This window comes from Kribbella sp. NPDC005582 (assembly GCF_040605415.1).
Classification (GTDB): domain Bacteria; phylum Actinomycetota; class Actinomycetes; order Propionibacteriales; family Kribbellaceae; genus Kribbella.
On record NZ_JBEXCU010000006.1, the window covers coordinates 273,333 to 289,938 of the forward strand.

17 protein-coding genes are annotated in these 16,606 nt (G+C 68.7%); 10 read left to right on the forward strand and 7 right to left on the reverse strand.

The genetic code is table 11. The features are described 5' to 3' along the window. The first annotated feature begins 12 nt into the window (after positions 1–12). From ABZS29_RS30610 to ABZS29_RS30620, 3 genes are all read left to right on the forward strand, one after another. Entirely contained in the window at positions 13–558 is a 546-nt protein-coding gene (locus ABZS29_RS30610) for a sigma-70 family RNA polymerase sigma factor (RefSeq protein ID WP_355467102.1), read from the forward strand. Then, positions 555–1,211 carry a hypothetical protein gene (locus ABZS29_RS30615; RefSeq protein WP_355467104.1) on the forward strand — a complete coding sequence of 219 codons (657 nt, stop codon included), beginning with the start codon at positions 555–557 and terminating at the stop codon, positions 1,209–1,211. The genes ABZS29_RS30610 and ABZS29_RS30615 overlap by 4 nt, the downstream gene beginning before the upstream one ends. 63 nt (positions 1,212–1,274) lie before the next feature. Beyond that, positions 1,275–1,856: a hypothetical protein gene (locus ABZS29_RS30620; protein WP_355467106.1), complete on the forward strand. Its 582-nt coding sequence runs from the start codon at positions 1,275–1,277 to the stop codon at positions 1,854–1,856. Here ABZS29_RS30620 and ABZS29_RS30625 read toward each other — a convergent pair. From ABZS29_RS30625 to ABZS29_RS30635, 3 genes are read right to left on the reverse strand one after another with little or no spacing between them, the layout of a single operon-like run. Next, positions 1,853–2,140 (reverse strand): hypothetical protein, encoded by a 288-nt coding sequence (locus ABZS29_RS30625; protein WP_355467107.1) that lies wholly within the window; start codon positions 2,138–2,140, stop codon positions 1,853–1,855. The genes ABZS29_RS30620 and ABZS29_RS30625 overlap by 4 nt on opposite strands. Before the next feature lie 4 nt (positions 2,141–2,144). Beyond that, positions 2,145–3,143 carry a TerC/Alx family metal homeostasis membrane protein gene (locus ABZS29_RS30630; protein WP_355467108.1) on the reverse strand — a complete coding sequence of 333 codons (999 nt, stop codon included), beginning with the start codon at positions 3,141–3,143 and terminating at the stop codon, positions 2,145–2,147. A gap of 9 nt (positions 3,144–3,152) precedes the next feature. Continuing rightward, the gene (locus tag ABZS29_RS30635; protein WP_355467109.1) at positions 3,153–4,040 is read right to left on the reverse strand and encodes an alpha/beta hydrolase; all 888 of its coding nucleotides are present in this window, start codon (positions 4,038–4,040) and stop codon (positions 3,153–3,155) included. Between the two features lie 147 nt (positions 4,041–4,187). Here ABZS29_RS30635 and ABZS29_RS30640 point away from each other — a divergent pair, with 147 nt between their 5' ends. The 5 genes from ABZS29_RS30640 to ABZS29_RS30660 are packed head-to-tail and all read left to right on the forward strand — an operon-like array spanning position 4,188 to position 9,805. After that, a complete protein-coding gene (locus tag ABZS29_RS30640) occupies positions 4,188–5,117 on the forward strand; it encodes an ABC transporter permease (protein WP_355467111.1) in 930 nt (309 codons plus the stop codon). Continuing rightward, positions 5,117–6,115, forward strand: a complete 999-nt coding sequence (locus ABZS29_RS30645; RefSeq protein ID WP_355467113.1) for an ABC transporter permease — start codon at positions 5,117–5,119, stop codon at positions 6,113–6,115. Before ABZS29_RS30640 ends, ABZS29_RS30645 begins: the two co-directional genes overlap by 1 nt. Continuing rightward, entirely contained in the window at positions 6,108–7,106 is a 999-nt protein-coding gene (locus ABZS29_RS30650) for an ABC transporter ATP-binding protein (protein WP_355467115.1), read from the forward strand. The genes ABZS29_RS30645 and ABZS29_RS30650 overlap by 8 nt, the downstream gene beginning before the upstream one ends. Next, complete coding sequence (locus ABZS29_RS30655; RefSeq protein ID WP_355467117.1) at positions 7,103–8,119, forward strand: ABC transporter ATP-binding protein; 1,017 nt, start codon at positions 7,103–7,105, stop codon at positions 8,117–8,119. Before ABZS29_RS30650 ends, ABZS29_RS30655 begins: the two co-directional genes overlap by 4 nt. Positions 8,120–8,128: 9 nt before the next feature. Then, on the forward strand, positions 8,129–9,805 hold the full coding sequence (locus ABZS29_RS30660) for an ABC transporter substrate-binding protein (RefSeq protein ID WP_355467119.1): 1,677 nt from the start codon (positions 8,129–8,131) through the stop codon (positions 9,803–9,805). Here ABZS29_RS30660 and ABZS29_RS30665 read toward each other — a convergent pair whose 3' ends face one another. Genes ABZS29_RS30665 through ABZS29_RS30675 form a run of 3 tightly spaced genes read right to left on the reverse strand, consistent with a single transcriptional unit; the run spans position 9,806 to position 11,620 of the window. Further along, positions 9,806–10,552, reverse strand: coding sequence for a hypothetical protein (locus tag ABZS29_RS30665; protein WP_355467121.1), 747 nt, complete (start codon positions 10,550–10,552; stop codon positions 9,806–9,808). A gap of 32 nt (positions 10,553–10,584) precedes the next feature. Next, entirely contained in the window at positions 10,585–11,082 is a 498-nt protein-coding gene (locus tag ABZS29_RS30670) for an HAD family acid phosphatase (RefSeq protein ID WP_355467123.1), read from the reverse strand. Further along, a complete protein-coding gene (locus ABZS29_RS30675) occupies positions 11,075–11,620 on the reverse strand; it encodes a GNAT family N-acetyltransferase (protein ID WP_355467124.1) in 546 nt (181 codons plus the stop codon). The genes ABZS29_RS30670 and ABZS29_RS30675 overlap by 8 nt, the downstream gene beginning before the upstream one ends. 275 nt (positions 11,621–11,895) lie before the next feature. On the opposite strand from ABZS29_RS30675, the gene ABZS29_RS30680 reads away from it, so the two are divergent. Beyond that, the gene (locus ABZS29_RS30680; RefSeq protein WP_355467126.1) at positions 11,896–13,026 is read left to right on the forward strand and encodes a metallophosphoesterase; all 1,131 of its coding nucleotides are present in this window, start codon (positions 11,896–11,898) and stop codon (positions 13,024–13,026) included. Then, positions 13,023–15,788, forward strand: coding sequence for an AAA family ATPase (locus ABZS29_RS30685; RefSeq protein ID WP_355467128.1), 2,766 nt, complete (start codon positions 13,023–13,025; stop codon positions 15,786–15,788). The genes ABZS29_RS30680 and ABZS29_RS30685 overlap by 4 nt, the downstream gene beginning before the upstream one ends. Here the strand turns inward: ABZS29_RS30685 and fdhD are convergent. After that, on the reverse strand, positions 15,772–16,605 hold the full coding sequence (gene fdhD, locus ABZS29_RS30690; RefSeq protein WP_355467130.1) for a formate dehydrogenase accessory sulfurtransferase FdhD: 834 nt from the start codon (positions 16,603–16,605) through the stop codon (positions 15,772–15,774). The genes ABZS29_RS30685 and fdhD overlap by 17 nt on opposite strands. Position 16,606 lies beyond the last annotated feature (1 nt).

The window sequence follows — 16,606 nt, forward strand, 5'->3', positions numbered from 1 at the left end:
AATGACTGGAACGTGTCAGGAGGTTTCATCAGCGAACCGGACGAAGCGGCGATCCTGGCTCGCGTCCGCGGCGGCGACTCGGCCGCGTACGGCGAGCTGGTGCTGCTGCATGCCCCGATGGCCCACCGTACGGCGATCTTTCTCGGCGCCGGCGCGGATGCCGACGACGTGGTGCAGGAGGCGTTCGTGAAGGCGTACCGGGCGCTGGGCGGGTTTCGTGACGGGTCTGCATTCCGGCCGTGGCTGCTGCGGATCGTCGCCAACGAGACTCGGAATTGCCTGCGGTCGCGCAGTCGTCGCAGTCGGCGCGAGGAGTTCGCTGCGCCGCTGGACGTCGTACTGGATCCGGCTGAGGAGACGGTGTCGCTGGAACGGCGGGCTGAGCTGCTGAGCGCCGTACGGGGGTTGCCAGAGGCGCAGCGGCTGGTGGTGACGTGCCGGTATCTGCTGGAGCTGGATGAGCGGGAGACGGCGGTGGTGCTGGGTTGGCCGCGGGGGACTGTGAAGTCGCGGTTGCACCGGGCGCTGGAGCGGTTGCGGAAGGAGGTACGGCCATGAACCTGGATGACGAGCTGCGCGTGCTGGGGCGGTCGGCTGTCGTACCTCCGATGGATCCGGGGCTGGCGGCTGCGGTGGTGGCGCGAGTGGCCGAGCTGCCGGTACGTCGGCGGCTGCGGGACCGGTGGCGGGCATTCTTGGCCGGACTGTGCGTGCTGCTCGCCGGTCTCGCGCTCACACCGCCGGTCCGGGCGACGGTGGCCGAGTGGTTGCGGATCGGGGGAGTGGAGGCGCAGCCGGTCGGCACTGGTCCTTCGAGTGCGCCTCCGGTGCCCGGTGTTCCGGGGCATCTCTCCTTGACGGAGGCCGCGCGGGTTGCCGGCTTCACTCCGGCGCTGCCTGCGGTGCTGGGTGCTCCTCGTGGGGTTGAGGCTTCGCAGGGGTTTGTGGCGATGAGCTGGGACGGTGTGCGGCTGGAGCAGTTCCAGTCGGGGGTGGAGCCGTTCTACTGGAAGAAGTACTACACCTCGCTCGAGTACGTGCCCGCTGTCAACGGCTACTGGTTCAGCACACCGCATGAGCTGGTGCTCGTGGACCAGCGCGTGGTTCGCATCGCCGGCCCCACACTGGTGTGGGAGCGCGATGGCATCACCTACCGTCTCGAAGTCGCCGACAAGGCCAGAGCGATTCAGCTGGCGGCCGGAACCTCCTGACCCGCAGCGGTGTATCCGGGTATGGTCCGACGCGCTCTAGCTCTGCTCGCCACAGTTCTTGTCGTGGCTGCTTCCACCACGACCCCCGCGGCCGCGGGCGGTCCCACCAGCGTGCTGCTCAGCGCCCCGCCGCAGGTAGTGGCCTTCGGCTACGAAGATCCGCAGTACAGCAAACTGCAGGAGCTCACGCAGGTCACGACACCGCGCGAGCCGGGTGACCTGTCGCATGAGTCCGGACCGTTCGTCCGGGCCACCTGGCTCATCCACGACATGACTGTCTGGCGGGTCGACATCATCTATCCCGATGCGCCCGGTGGACCGTGGATCGCTACGAGCGAAAGCCTGGATGGCCCACTGGATCTCGGTAAGCCGGTCTGGCACACGGGAACGGACTCGGTCGCGCTGGTCAAGCTGCTCAGTGGTTTGAAGCTGCTGCCTGGCGTCCACGACGGTGAACAATTCCAGGGCGGGCCCACGACCCTCGATTCAGCGCCTGCCCCTGCGCCTGCACCCCAGGCGGTGGAGAGCAGCGTCTTCACCGGTTGGCGCTGGCTACTGCCCGGCGTACTCCTCGGCGCCGTGCTCGCTTGGGCAGCGAGCCGATTCCTGCGTCAGCGCCGCTGGGATCTCATCGACGCCGACTAGCGCGGATCGGTGAAGGAGACCGGCTTGCCGGCAGCGCGGGCGTAGGCGATCTCCCTGGTCGTGGACTCGCCGATGTACCCGCCAGGGTTGACGATCAGAACACGGTCAGCCAGGTCGATCTTGCGCAGGTGCAGCGCGCCCAGCGCGGTCTTCTGCTCGTCGGCGATCGGCTCGAACACGCCTGGCGCGAGGACGATGGCGCCGGCGAGTGTCAGCTCCCGGTTTGCCGCACGCATCTCCTGCTCGAAGCGCACCGAGCCGCAGATGCACACGATCTCAGGCACGCCTTCAGTCCTTCGGGTCTTTGCGCTGCCCGTGCAACGAGCCCGCGTGCGCGACAACCGTCGGGTCGTTGCGGGTCTTGAGCAAGCTCGCAACCACCACGATCACCAAGATCCCGATGATCACGCCAAGACTCACCGGTGTGGAGACCTCCGGGATGCTCTTGTGGATATCCACGTGACCCCAGTGCAGGATCAGCTTGACGCCGATGAACGCGAGGATGATCGCCAGCCCAGCCGACAGATACACCAGCCGGTCGAGCAACCCCTTGACGAGGAAGAACAGCGCCCGCAAACCCAGCAACGCAAAGGCATTGGCAGCAAAGACGATGTAGGCCTCGTCCGTGACGCCGAAGACCGCCGGGATCGAGTCCAGCGCGAACAGGAGGTCGACCCCACCGATCGCGACCAGTACGACGAACAGCGGCGTCACCACCTTGCGGCCGTCAATACGAGCCGTCAGCTTGCCTCCGACGTACTCCTCGCTGACCGGGAGCAGCCGGCGAGCGGTCTTCACGATCACGTTGTTCTCGACGTCAGGGTCCTCGTCGCGGTGCCGGAACAGCTGCACCGCGGTGTAAAGCAGCAGCAACCCGAAGATCAAGAACATGAACGAGAACAGCGACAGCAGCGTCGCGCCGAGCGCGATGAAGACCGCGCGCATCAGCAGCGCGAGCACGATGCCGAAGGTGAGCACCTTGTGCTGGTGCTCCTCCGGTACGGCGAACGTCGTCATGATGATGACGAACACGAACAGGTTGTCGACCGACAGACTCTTCTCGACGATGTAGCCGGCGAAGTACTGCGCGCCGAAGTCACCGCCGTACTGACTCATGAACCACAGCCCGAACGCGACCGCGACCGCGACGTAGAAGACCGACCAGGCGGCCGCCTCCTTGAACCCGACCCGGTGCGGCCGGATTGCCGCGAGCAACAGATCGACTGCGAGCAGGACGACGATCAGTCCGATGGTGATCGCCCATGTCGTTCCGCTGAGCTCAAGCATGGGTCGAGCCTACCGACCCGCACCAGCCCCGTTTGTTGCGCCGCGCAACCATCCCAGAATTTCCCGGTACGCCGCGGCCGGCGGCGCGTGGGCGCCGACGTACTGGATGGATTCGGCGTGCGGGATGGCCGCAGCAAGGAAGCCGGCGTGCTTGCCGGCGCGCTCGTCGGCAGTGCCGAACCAGATGCTGGTCGGCACCCGGACGTCGGCCAGATCGAAGCCCCACGGTGTGGCGAAGGCGACAAGGTCGTCGACGAGACCGTCCTGGCTGGTGACGAAGGTCGCCGTCAGCCGAGCCATGGCTTCTGGGTCGTCGCGAGCAGGCGGCGCCGGGGGAGCGGGGTCGTGCGGATCCGGCGGGAACTCCGGCCCGCCGGCCTCGACCGACGCCATGATCCCGGCAAAGCTTTCCGCGATGCCGGGGCGGAGCGCCTCGCTGTCGCGCGCAGCACGCCAGATGCTGCGGTCGCGACGCGGGTCGGCCAACTCTTCGGCCTCGGTCGGCTCGGGATCGTGGGTCAGGGGCGGCGCGATCCCACCGACGACGGCACACCTCACAACGCGATCAGGCAGCAGAGCAGCGCAGGCCAGCGCGTGCGGTCCGCCACCAGAACCACCGGTCAGCGCGAAGGTCGACCATCCGAGTTCATCGGCCAGCCGAGCCACATCGGCCGCGGCGTCGGCGACCGTACGCCCGGGCTGACGCGACGACCCGCCGTACCCGGGTCGATCGGGAATGACCATCCGAAGGCCGGCGGCCGAGATGGCTTCGACCACGGAGGGTCGCTTCCACCGGGTGCTGGGCGAGCCGCCCAGCGACACCACCGGCAGGCCGTCCGACGCGCCGTAAAGGGTGTAGTTGAGAACTCTGGAACCGATCCTCACTTCGCCGTCCATGTGCGGACAGTAGTCGGCCGACAGGAGGTAAACGAATCCGGAGTTATCGAGTCGAGATTCTCAGGATTCAAGATGGTCGGTCCAGGGTGGGAGGATGCGGCCTAGCTTGTGTCGGCTGTTCGAAAACAACCCTCGTCGGGAGTGCTTGTGAGTTCGTCGGTTGCCGGGGCTGTGTCGCCTACCCGGCAGGCCCTCCGCCGGGTACGGCGGGACCGGAGCGCGCGCGTCGGTCTGGTGCTGGTGGTGGCGCTGATCGTGGTCGCGGCGGCCTCGCCGTTGCTGGTGAAGCTGTCCGGGCAGGACGCCTTCACCTACCACATCGATCTGCTCGATCCGGCCCGCGGCAACGGGCCGCGCGGAGCATTGGGTGGCGTGAGCGGTGACCACTGGTTCGGCGTGGAGCCGCTGACCGGGCGCGACCTGTTCTCGATCGTGGTGCTCGGACTGCGGACGTCGCTGGTGATCGCGATCGTGGTCACCGCCGTCACGACAGTGATCGGGACGCTGCTCGGCATCACCGCGGCGTACGTCGGGGGCTGGTTCGACGCGATCCTGTCCCGGCTGCTGGACTTCCTGTTCGGGTTCCCGCAGCTCGTCTTCATGATTGCCCTCGGCATCATCGTGCCGGCGAAGGTGCCGCGGCCGCTGCTGCTGATCGGCGTACTGAGCTTCTTCGGGTGGGCCGGGCTGGCCCGGCTGATCCGCGCGCAGGCCCGTTCGCTGGTCACGCGGGAGTTCGTCGAGGCCGCCCGCAGCGTCGGCTCGACGGGCTGGTGGGTGATCACCCGCGAGCTGCTGCCGAACCTGCTCGGTCCGGTGCTCGTGATCGCGACCTTGGCGATCCCCGGCTACATCGGCGCCGAGGCCGCGCTCTCGTTCCTCGGCGTCGGCGTACCACCGCCGACACCGAGTCTCGGCCGGTCCATCTCGGACTCGATCGCCTGGGTCTACACCGGCAACGACCCGTGGTTCATGGTGTTCCCCGGTATCGCCCTGTTCGTCGCGGTCCTCGGCTTCACGCTGCTCGGCGACGGCGTTCGGGACGCGTTCGACGTACGGCTGCGGAGGACCCACTGATGCCCGACATCCTGTGGTTCATCCTCCGGCGGTTGTTCTCGACCGTGCTCGTCATGCTCGCGCTGAGCCTGGCCGTCTACCTGATCTTCTACGCGATCCCGGCCGACCCCGCGCACCTGGCCTGCGGCAAACCCTGTACGCCGGACCGCCTGGAGCAGGCACGGCATTTCATGCAGCTGGACCAGAGCACGATCCAGCAGTACCTGAACTTCCTCAAGGGCATCTTCGCCGGTCGCACGTACGGCGACGGCGCGGCGGCCGTGCACTGCGACGCGCCCTGCTTCGGGTACTCGTTCCCGCTGGCGCGCCCGGTCACCACGCTGATCGTCGACCGGCTCCCGGTGACCGCCTCGATCGCGTTCGGCGCCGCCGTACTGTGGTTGGTGATCGGCGTTTCGCTCGGAGTCGTTGCCGCCCTCAACAGGGGCCGGTTGCTCGACCGCCTGGCGATCGGCGTGGCGCTGGTCGGGGTGTCGACGCCGTCGTTCCTGCTCGGGCTGCTGGCGATCCTGGTCTTCGGATTCTGGCTGAACATGGTTCCGGTGAGTGGCTATGTGCCGCTGACCGAGAGTCCGGTCGACTGGGCTTGGCACCTGGTCACACCGTGGCTGGTGCTCGCGGTGCTGTCGGCCGCGTCGTACATCCGGCTGACCCGCGCGCAGATGCTCGAGGAGCTCAACCTCGACCACATCACGACCGCCCGGGCGAAGGGCGCCGGCGAGGGTCGCGTCGTCGTAACGCACGGTCTGCGGGGTGCGCTCGTACCGATCGTGACGCTGTTCGGGCTGGACCTCGGCGGTCTGCTCGGCGGTGCGATCCTGACCGAGAAGGTGTTCAGCATGCAGGGGCTCGGTGAGCTGCTGATCAGCGCGGTCGGGCAGCTGGACGTCGCGGTCGTCGTCGGGGTCACCCTGTTCTCGGCGTTCCTGATCATCTTCGCGAACCTGGTGGTGGACATAGTGCACGGCGCGCTCGACCCGAGGGTGAGTCATGGCTGACCCGGTGCTGGAAGTTCACGATCTGCGGGTCACCTTCGACACCGAGGGCGGTCTGGTGCCGGCCGTCGACGGGATCGACTTCTCCGTCGCGCCCGGGCAGACGCTGGCGATCGTCGGCGAGTCCGGTTCGGGCAAGAGCGTCAGCTCGGCGGCCGTGATGGGCATCCTGCCGCCGAATGCCACGGTCACCGGCGAGGTGCTGCTGGACGGCCGTGAGCTGGTCGGCCTGCCCGCGGACGAGCTGCGCAAGATCCGCGGCAACGACATCGCGCTGGTCTTCCAGGACGCGTTGTCGGCGCTGAATCCGTACTACACGGTCGGCTGGCAGGTCGCCGAGGCGTACCGGCTGCACCACGACGTCTCGAAGAAGGTCGCGTTCCGGCGGGCCGTCGAGCTGCTCGACAAGGTCGGCATCCCGGACGCCGCGCGCCGCGCGAAGAGTTACCCGCACGAGTTCTCCGGGGGAATGCGGCAGCGGGTCGTGATTGCTATGGCTCTGGTGAACGACCCGCGGGTGCTGATCGCCGACGAGCCGACGACTGCCCTCGACGTGACCGTGCAGGCGCAGATCATGCAGCTGCTGGCCGACGTCCAGGAAGAGTTCGGTACGGCGCTCGTGCTGATCTCGCACGACCTCGGAGTGGTCGCCGAGGTGGCGGACGACGTACTCGTCATGTACGCCGGTCGGGCGGCCGAGCGGGGGACTGTCCGCGACCTGTTCTACCGTGCCGCGCACCCGTACTCGCTGGGACTGCTCGGCGCGATGCCGCGGATCGACGTACCGCCGAAGCTGCGGCTGACCACGATCCCGGGGTCGCCACCGTCACCTGGATCGATCACCACGGGCTGCCCGTTCCAGCCGCGCTGCGCCTACACCGAGCGGGTGGGGGAGCGCTGCATCACCGAGCGACCCGAGCTCACGCCGCGACCCGGTGAAGGCGATCATGAGGCAGCGTGCCATCTGGGCCGCCGGCCGGAGGCGATCGTATGAGCGGGCCAAGTGACCAGCTGACCGAGCGCCCGAGCGGCGCTGCCGAGGAGCTGCTGCGGCTCGACGGTGTGCGCAAGCACTTCGGTCTGCGCGGGGTGCCGTGGCGTGAAGCCCAGACCGTCAAGGCCGTCGACGGGGTCAGCCTGGTTGTGCGCAAGGGTGAGACGGTCGGCTTGGTCGGCGAATCCGGGTCGGGCAAGTCGACGCTGGCGCGGGTCGCGACGCGGCTGCTCGATCCGACCTCCGGCCGGGTTGAGATCGGCGGGAAGGACGTCACCAAGCTCCGCGGCCGGCGGTTGCGGCCGGTTCGCCGTACGGTGCAGATGGTGTTCCAGGACCCGCAGGCCTCACTGAACCCGCGGCAGTCGGTCGGCACCATCCTCAGTACGCCGTTCCGCGCGCAAGGGATCCGTCCGACGCGGGCCCAGCTGATCGAGCTACTGCAGAAGGTCGGTCTGTCCGAGGAACACCTGGAGCGATACCCGCACGAGTTCTCTGGCGGGCAGCGGCAGCGGATCGGGATCGCCCGGGCGCTCGCCGTCAACCCCGACCTGCTGATCTGCGACGAACCGGTCTCGGCGCTCGACGTCTCCGTCCAGGCCCAGGTGCTGAACCTGCTCGCCGACCTGCGCGACGAGCTCGGCCTCTCGTACGTCGTCGTCGCGCACGACCTGGCCGTGGTCCGGCAGGTCGCGAGCCGGGTCGCGGTCATGTACCTCGGCACGATCGTCGAGGAAGGCCCCGCCGACCAGGTCTACGCGGCGCCGGCCCACCCGTACACGAAGGCGCTGCTCTCCGCGGTGCCGGTGCCCGAGCCTGGCGTGGCGCGCGAGCGGATCGTGCTGACCGGCGACGTACCGACGCCGATCGCCCCGCCGTCGGGCTGTCCGTTCCGGACCCGTTGTTACAAGGCTGAAGACGTCTGCGCCACGAAACGACCTGTACTCGAGGTAGTGAACGGCCAGACTGACCATCGCGCCGCCTGCTACTTCCCCGAGCCCCCACCCTCCTGAGAGGACATGATGAAACACATCACCCGAGCGGTCGCGGTCGCGGCCGTGCTGGCGTTGGCGGCTACCGCCTGCAACGCCAACGACAAGTCCGGTTCGAGCAGTGGTGGCTCGTCCGCGGCCGCCGAACAGGGCGGCACGCTGCAGTTCCTGAGCACCAGCAAGGAGATCAACTTCGACCCGGCGAAGAGCCAGAACCTCGGGACGAGCGCGATCCACCTGATCCTGCGCGGCCTGACCGCGTGGAAGACCTCGCCGGACAAGCCCACCGAGCTGGTCCCCGACCTGGCCACCGACACCGGGCAGACCAGCGACGGCGGCAAGACCTGGACCTACAAGCTCAAGCCGGGCCTGAAGTACGCCGACGGCTCGACGATCGTCGCCGCCGACATCAAGTACGGCATCGAGCGCTCGTTCGCGCCGGAGCTGTCCGGTGGTCTGGGCTACCACAAGTCGCTGCTGATCGGCGGTGACAAGTACACCGGGCCGTACAAGAACGCCTCGCTGGCGTCGGTCGAGACCCCGGACGACACCACGATCATCTTCAAGCTGAACAAGGCGTTCGGTGACTGGCCGTGGATCGCCAGCATGCCGGCGTTCTCGCCGGTGCCGAAGAAGGCCGACACCGACCCGGCCCACTACGGCGAGAAGCCGATGGCCAGCGGTCCGTACCAGGTGAAGACGTACCAGCCGGGCTCGAAGCTCGAGCTGGAGCGCAACCCGAACTGGGACAAGGCCAGCGACCCGGCCCGCACCGGTCTCCCGGACGCCTTCGTCTGGCAGATGGGCCTGGAGGCCAACACCGTCAACCAGCGCCTGATCCAGGACGCGGGCGACGACAAGTTCGCCGCCGCGACCGGCGTCAACATTCCGGCCGCGCTGATCCCGACCGTGACCGGCAACCCCGCGGTCAAGGCCCGGGTCGCCACCTCGCCGTCCGGTGCGCTGCAGTACCTGGCGATGAACAACAAGCGCGGCCCGCTGGCCAAGGCCGAGGTCCGCAAGGCGATCCAGTACGCCGTCGACAAGCAGGCGGTCCAGGTCGCCGAGGGCGGTCCGGAGTTCGGCGGTGAGATCGCGAGCACGCTGATCACCCCCGGCATCGAGGGCTACACGAAGTACAACACCTACGAGGCGCCGCCGGCAGGTGACCCGGACAAGGCCAAGCAGCTGCTGGCCGCGGCGGGTGTCTCGAACCTGCGCCTGACCTTGGTCGCCGACAACGCCAGCGGCCTGCCGGTCGCCCAGGCGATCCAGCAGGGTCTCAAGCGGGCCGGTATCACGGTCGACATCAAGCCGCTGGACAGCGAGCCGCTGACCGACCTGATCACCGGCAACAAGCCCGACTACGACCTGACCGTGTCGAGCTGGCTGCCGGACTTCCCGAGCGCGATCGGCAACATCCAGCCGCTGTTCGCCACCTCGGAGATCGGCAACGGCGGGTACAACATCTCCCGCTACTCCAACCCGGCCGTCGACGCGGCGATCGCCGCGGCCACCGCCGAGCCCGACAAGGCCAAGGCCGGTGCCGCCTGGGCCGCCATCGACAAGCAGATCATGAACGACGCCCCGCTCGTCCCGCTGCTGTACGCGCGCAACGCGTTCCTGCACGGTTCGAAGGTGCAGAGCTTCTACCTGCCGCCGTACCCGCCGTACCCGAACACGCTCATCATGGGCCTCAGCAAGTAGTCAGTGAGCTGCTGAAGGGGGCCGGTCGGCCCCCTTCAACGCGAACAACCTGCCGTAGCCGCCGACCTGGAGCTTCGCTCCGGTCGCGGCCAGGCTCGCCCACAGCAGCAGCTGGTTCGCCTCGAGAACGAGTTGCCCGGTGCGGCGTTCGAGCTCTTCGATCGCCGCCGCCGCCCGGAAGCCGTTACCGGCGATGAACACCGCCTCGGTCGACGAGTCCACCTGATCACTGACGTAATCGACCACCTGCTGGGACCGCACCAGCCCAGGGTCCTTGGGGAGCGGCGTCGCATCGAAGGTGATGGCCTCGATGCCCTGCTCGCCGAAGTATCTCGCACCGAGGGCTGACACCGCTGCCTCGAACCAGGGCGGATGGATCAAAGCAACCCGGCGGATGCCGAACGCCGTCAGGGCCTGTACGGCGGCGAGGCCGCTGGACACCACCGGTACGCCGGCCGCCCGGCGGAGGTCCTCGACCAGGCCGGCCTCGGCCGGTTGACCGATCGCGTAGCCGGAGGTCGTCGAGGCGTAGGCGACGACGTCGACCGCACTCGCACGGAGTGAGCTGACAGCCGGTCGCAGGGCAGCGGGGGTGGCCAATTGGCGAAGCTCGTCAGCCGCGGAAGGTGGCCCTCCGCGCCGCGAGACGCGGGCGAGCTCCACCTCAAGTCCTGCTGACGCCATTTCAGGAAGCTCAACCTCCGGACCCGGAGCGGCATGCGGTGTCAGCACACCAACCTTGAGCATGCTGTCTCCTCCTTCGAAGTACCGGGTCCAGCTCAGGTTCGGCCTTCGGTCTCCTGTGCCTCGAACAAGGTCGGCTGGGTCTCAGGATCGAGTCCCCAGTCGGCCCTCATCACCGTGTAGCCGGCCTTCTCGGCGGCCGCGCAGACCTTGAGATCGTCGTCGACGAGGACGGCGACCGGCCGCTCCGCGGAGAGTCGTTTGAGGCGGTCGAGTTTCATCTGGGCGCCGGCGCGACGGTCGGTGTTGCGGCGCATGTATATGGTGCCCTCGGGGAAGCCGTTGTCCTTCAGCCACTTGAGGGTGTCGCGGCGCAAGCGCTCCGGGCGCCCGGTCAGGTAGACGATCTCGTGGTCGGCCGCGAGCGTGCCGGCGACGGCCAGTCCCTCGTCCAGTACGGCGTCGTCCTTGGCCTCCGCGAAGAACGAGTCCCAGTCCTTCGGCTTCCGCTCCAGGTAGTGGATGCGCCGGCTCGTGTCGGACAAGGTCGCGTCGATGTCGAGAACGGCGTACGGGCGTTGATCGTCAGGCACGAGAACGAGTTTCCCAGGTACGCCGGTCAACGGCGTACTCGACCTCGCCGAACTCGGTCCCCGGCAACGGGTCGTCGAAGTGCTCGTGCCACAGCCGCACGAACCGCAGGCCGCTCCGCCGCATCACCGCTCGGGACCGGTGATTGACCGCCATCGTGTCGGCGATCACCCGGTCGACCTTCAGCTCGGTGAACGCGTAGTCGATCAGCATCCGGGTGCCTTCGGTTGCGTAGCCCTTGCCCCAGGCGGTGCGGCTGAGTCGGTAGCCGACATCGACGGCTGTGGGGTCGGCGGTCGGCTGAAGCCCGAACCACCCGACGAACGCGCCGCTGGTCTTCTCCTCGGCGGCGAAAGTGCCCAGGCCCGGATGCTCGTCGTAAACCTTGAGCATGCGTGGCAGCACCACGTCTTCGACCTCGGACCGCGGAGTCGGCTGACCGGTCAGAAACCGCATCACCTCAGGATCCGAGTCGAGCTCGACCAGCAACTCGAGATCGTCGACCGTGAACTGACGCAGCCGCAGTCGCTCACTCTCCACCCCACAACCCTCCCACCTCACCTTGAGCACCCACCAGCCATTTCCCCACCCCACAGATGGTTGACGTGTGCTCAAGGTGGAGGAGGCCCCCCACCTTGGGCTCCCACCGACCACTCGGCGGCCTCGCGGATGGTCGGTGCGTGCTCAAAGTCGTCTGGCGAGTGGGGGGTTGCCGGTAGCTGGGGGGATTTGGTGTCCGGAGTGTGGGCGGTGTGGGGGTTGGAGGTGTGTTGGGTTGGGTGGTTGTGGCCGGGCGGGTTAGCGTTCTCAGCGCAATGGACGACTCGATCACGTTTCTGCACAGTTCGGACTGGCAGCTGGGGATGCTCCGCCGGTTCCTGGGGCCGGACGGTCAGGCCCGCTGGGGTCAGGCCCGGCTCGATGCTGTCGCGCGGATCGGCGAGGTCGCGGAGCGGACGAAGGCTGCGTTCGTGGTGGTGACCGGGGACGTCTTCGAGCACAACCAGGTCGAGCGGCAGACGATCCTGCGGGCGTGCGAGGCGCTGAAGCGGATTCCGGTGCCGGTGGTGCTGCTGCCGGGCAACCATGACGCGCTCGAGCCGGGATCGCTGTGGACGTCGAGTCAGTGGCAGGCGCATGCGCCGAAGCACGTCACTGTGCTGACCGACACGACGCCGGTGGAGATCGTGCCGGGCGTCGAGGTCGTCGGGGCGCCGTGGCGGTCGCGACGGCCGACGTCGGATCCGGCCGCGGCGGCGTACGCGCACCTCGAACCAGCGCCAGCCGGTACGACGCGGATCCTGCTCGTGCACGGCCAGCTGACGAGCTTGAGCGGCGGGATGTCCGAGGTGCCGCCGATCGACCAGCCGGCCCTCGAAGCAGCAGTCGCCGCCAGCAAAGTCCAGTACGTCGGCCTCGGCGACCGGCACTCGACGACGAAGGTGACCGACCGGATCTGGTTCTCCGGCACGCAGGAGGTCACGACGCCGGAGGAGACCGATCCGGGCAACGTGCTGAAGGTGACGGTCAGCGAGACCGAGATCGACGTCGAGCCGATCCGCGTCGGTGCGTGGCACATGGTCGATCACCGGGTCGAACTGTTCGACGAAGAGTCGCTCACCGCGCTCGAGGACTGGTTCGCCGAGCTGCCCGACAAGGAGCGCACGTATGTGCGGCTGGCCGGCGACGGCTCGCTGAGTCTTCCGTTGCTGAGCCGGCTCGACACGATGCTGGACGCGCAGGGCGAGGTTTTCGCGAGCGTCGAGCGGTGGGCCAAGTTCTGGACCGTGCGGCCCGCACCGGACGCGGCCGACCTGGATGCGTTGCAGCTGAGCGGCCCGGCGCGGGCGGCGATGGAAGAGCTGCGGCAGGCGCTGGCCGGTGGCGACGAGAGCGCGGGTGCCGCATTGTCGTTGATGCACCGATTGGCGCGGGACGCGGGATGAGGCTGCACTCTCTGACGCTGCGGAACTTCCGTGGCGTCAAGGACCGTACTGTTCGCCTGCCCGCCCTCGGTACGACGGTTGTGGTCGGCGACAACGAGGTCGGCAAGTCGAGTCTGGTCGAGGCGTTCGGGCTGATCTTCGACCTGCCGGACGACTCCAAGTCCACCCGGATCCGCGACATCCAGCCGGTCGGCCAGGACGTCGCTCCGGAGGTGACGGCGGAGCTGACCTTGGGCGGTCGCGAGCTCACCTACACCAAGCGCTGGCTGAAGAACCGCTCGACCGAGCTCGCCGTCGTCGAGTCCGACGGGCGCCGTACGGCGTGGACCGGGCGCGAGGCGCACAACGAGGCCGAGCGGCTCTTCCACGAGTACGTCGACCCGGTGCTCTGGCAGACGCTGATGGTCAGCCAGGGCCAGTCACTGGTGCTGCCGACCCCGGCCGACGCCGAGCCGCTGATCACCGCCGTCACCGCCGAATCCGGTACGCCGGTCGATGGCGCCTCGATGCCGTTGGTGAGCGCGGTCGAGCACGAGTACCTCCGGTACTGGACGCGTGGTGGCCGACCGACCGGTGACTTCGCGAAGTCGGAGAAGGCGGTCGCGGCGGCCGAGCTCGGTGCGGCGCAGGCGTTGAAGGCGATGGAGGAGGTCCAGCAGGACATCCGCCGGGCCGAGCGGCTGACGCTCGACCTCGCGGATGTCGACAGCCGGCTGGCCGATCACCTGACCACGGTCGAGGAGGTCCGCGAGCGCAAGCAGGCGACGGACGAGATCCTGCTTCGGCGGGACTCGATCCGGTCGAAGGCCGAGACCGCGCGGGCCCGGCTGGAGAACCACACTCGCACGAGGGTCGAGCGTGAACGGCTGCTCGACGAGGTCGAGCGGTTCACCAAGATCGACGCCGAGCTGGCGGAACGCCGTACCGATGCGGACACGGTGGCCAAGGCTGCGGCGGAGACCGTACAGGCCGCGGAGGCCGCGCTGGCCGAGGTGATCGAGCTCAAGGACCTGCGGCGGACCGAGGTGCAGGAGGCCGAGCGCCGGGTCAGCCAGCTGATGGACCAGGCCGAGCTGGAGCGGCTGATCGGCCAGCAGACCGAGCTGATCGACGTCCGGGCGCGGATCGTGGCGGCCGCGGCGGTACTGGACAAGATCAAGGTCGACGACAGGCTGTTCGCCGCGCTGGAGGACGCGCGGTCCGCTGTGGTCGAGGCGCGTGCGGCGCTGGCGGCCGGCGTACCGGAGGTTCTCGTACGGCGGCTTGGCGCGGAGCCGGTCGAGTTGTCGGGCAAGGGAGTCGAGTCCGCGGCCGGCCGGGTGCCGAAGGAACTGGGCTTTGACGAGTCGGCGGAGCTGCTGGTCTCGGGCGAGCTGGTCGTCGGCGTACCGGGGCAGGTCGAGGTGACCGTGCGCGCGGGCGGTGAGGCGGCCACGCTGCGGTCGCGGGTCGACGAGGCGGTTCGGCGCGAGAAGGAGCTGCTGAAGAAGGCCGGCGTCAAGGACGTCGCGGCCGCGCGGGAGCAGTTGCGGAAGGCCGATACGACGTCGGCGGAGCTGCAGGAGGCTCGCCGCACCGAGAAGTCATTGACGGCGGCGGGCGATCCGGGGGAGCGGATCGCAGTGCTGACCGCGCGGCTCGGGGTCGGTGCGGATGATGAAGACGAGCAGGGCGGCTCGAAGCAGGCGGCCGTCGAGGGCGTGCCTGGGCAGATGTCGCTGTTCGAGGAGTTCGCTTCGCCGCTCGACACGTTGTTCGACGACTACGAGCTGCCGGAGCCGCCGGTCGACGACCTGGCCGCTGCGCAGCGCGCGCTGGACACGGCACGGGATGAGCTGGCCGCCGTGGAGCGGCTGCTGTCCGATGCTGAGTTCGCCGCGGCGCAGGCTCGCAAGGCCGCGGACGAGGATCGGTCTGAGGCGCAGCAGGCACGGGCCCGGTCCGAGATCGCGGGGGAGCGGCTGGCTGCTGCGGTCGATGCGCTCAAGGCTGCTCGGGCGATGCTGGACGACGATGCGGTGACGGCGGCCGAGACCGAAGCGATGGCTGAGGTTGAGGCGGTGCTTGAGGAGTTGACCGCGGTCCAGGAGCAGGCAGATGCGGCCGGCGCGGATCAGGTCGCCGGAGAGCTTGCGGATGCGTTGGCCGTCGCGACGCGGTTGCAGGGGGAGCGGGACACCTTGCGGGACGCACTGCGGACCGCCGAAGGCCGGTTGGAGCAGTCCGGGCGTGACGGCATGGCGACGCGGCGGGATGTCGCCGAGCTGGAGCTGGCCGCGATCCGGTCCGAACACGAGAGTCTGCAGCGACGAGCTGAGGCGGCGCGCCGGGTCTACGAGACGTTGGGCCGGCATCGGGCCGAGGCACAGACCAAGTACTCCGAGCCGCTGCAGACCCGGATCGAGTCGCTGGGGCGCAGTGTCTACGGGCCGTCGTTCAAGGTCTGGCTCGATGACGACCTCGCGGTGGCCGAGCGCGAACTCGACGGTGTGCGGCTGCCGATCGAGGCGCTGTCGACGGGTGCGCAGGAGCAGCTCGCGATCATCACCCGGCTCGCGATCAGCCACCTGGTGAGCACCGGCGACGGCAGTGTTCCGGTGATCTTCGACGACGCGCTCGGTTGGTCCGACAAGGCCCGGCTGCGCGACATGGGCGCACTGCTCGGCCGGGCCGGGGATCACGGGCAGGTCATCATCCTGACCTGTATGCCGGACCGCTACGAGTACGTCCCGAAGGCGACCTTCATCAAGCTGGACGGATGACCCGCTCCGGGGTGCTGTAGAGCACGCATCGCTCGCCGCGCGCGAACCCGGCCACGGTCACGCCGAACTGCCGTGCGAGGTCGACCGCCAGGCTCGAGGGCGCACCGACCGCCACGATCATGCCGATGCCGGCCGCGACTGCCTTCTGGACGATCTCGTAGCCGACGCGGCCGCTGACCGCGAGCACCAGTCCCGTGCGGCTGTGCTGGTTGAGCACGGTCCAGCCGACTACCTTGTCGACCGCGTTGTGCCGACCGACATCCTCGCGGACCACGACCTTGCGGCCGTCCGCGGTGAACAGCCCGGCCGCGTGCAATCCGCCGGTCCGGGAGAACGTTGGCTGGGCTTCGCGGAGCAGTTCCGGCAGACGCCGTACGACGTCGATGTCGACCTCGACCGGGTCGACCGGTGCGTAGTCGCGCTCGGCGAGTTCGTCGAGGGACTGCTGGCCGCAGACCCCGCACGCGGCCGAGGTGACGCCGTACCGCTGGGGTGGTTCGCGATCCGGGGGGCCGTCGAAGGTGACCGTGACGGTGTTGAACTGCTGGTCACGGGTCAGCTTGGTGTCGGTGCAGTAGGCCACGGTCCGGATCGCGCCCGGGCGAACTGCGAACCCCTCACCGAGACAGAAGCCGGCGGCGAGCTCGAAGTCCGATCCCGGCGTCCGCATAGTGACGACGAGCGGCTCCGGCGCGCGGCCAGGCCACTCGAGCCGGAGCTCGAGCGGCTCCTCGGTGACGACGACGTCCTCACGCCGCGAGGTGCGCTCGCCGTCGAGCACCTCGACCTTGAACCGGGACGTCGGAGCTTTGGTCATA

Excerpts from the sequence above, each read along its gene's own strand:
- ABZS29_RS30615 (WP_355467104.1), top strand. The coding sequence starts at position 555 with ATGAACCTGGATGACGAGCTGCGCGTGCTGGGGCGGTCGGCTGTCGTA.
- ABZS29_RS30630 (WP_355467108.1), bottom strand. The coding sequence starts at position 3,143 with ATGCTTGAGCTCAGCGGAACGACATGGGCGATCACCATCGGACTGATC.
- ABZS29_RS30635 (WP_355467109.1), bottom strand. The coding sequence starts at position 4,040 with ATGGACGGCGAAGTGAGGATCGGTTCCAGAGTTCTCAACTACACCCTT.
- ABZS29_RS30645 (WP_355467113.1), top strand. The coding sequence starts at position 5,117 with ATGCCCGACATCCTGTGGTTCATCCTCCGGCGGTTGTTCTCGACCGTG.
- ABZS29_RS30650 (WP_355467115.1), top strand. The coding sequence starts at position 6,108 with ATGGCTGACCCGGTGCTGGAAGTTCACGATCTGCGGGTCACCTTCGAC.
- ABZS29_RS30655 (WP_355467117.1), top strand. The coding sequence starts at position 7,103 with ATGAGCGGGCCAAGTGACCAGCTGACCGAGCGCCCGAGCGGCGCTGCC.
- ABZS29_RS30660 (WP_355467119.1), top strand. The coding sequence starts at position 8,129 with ATGAAACACATCACCCGAGCGGTCGCGGTCGCGGCCGTGCTGGCGTTG.
- ABZS29_RS30665 (WP_355467121.1), bottom strand. The coding sequence starts at position 10,552 with ATGCTCAAGGTTGGTGTGCTGACACCGCATGCCGCTCCGGGTCCGGAG.
- ABZS29_RS30680 (WP_355467126.1), top strand. The coding sequence starts at position 11,896 with ATGGACGACTCGATCACGTTTCTGCACAGTTCGGACTGGCAGCTGGGG.
- ABZS29_RS30685 (WP_355467128.1), top strand. The coding sequence starts at position 13,023 with ATGAGGCTGCACTCTCTGACGCTGCGGAACTTCCGTGGCGTCAAGGAC.
- fdhD (WP_355467130.1), bottom strand. The coding sequence starts at position 16,605 with ATGACCAAAGCTCCGACGTCCCGGTTCAAGGTCGAGGTGCTCGACGGC.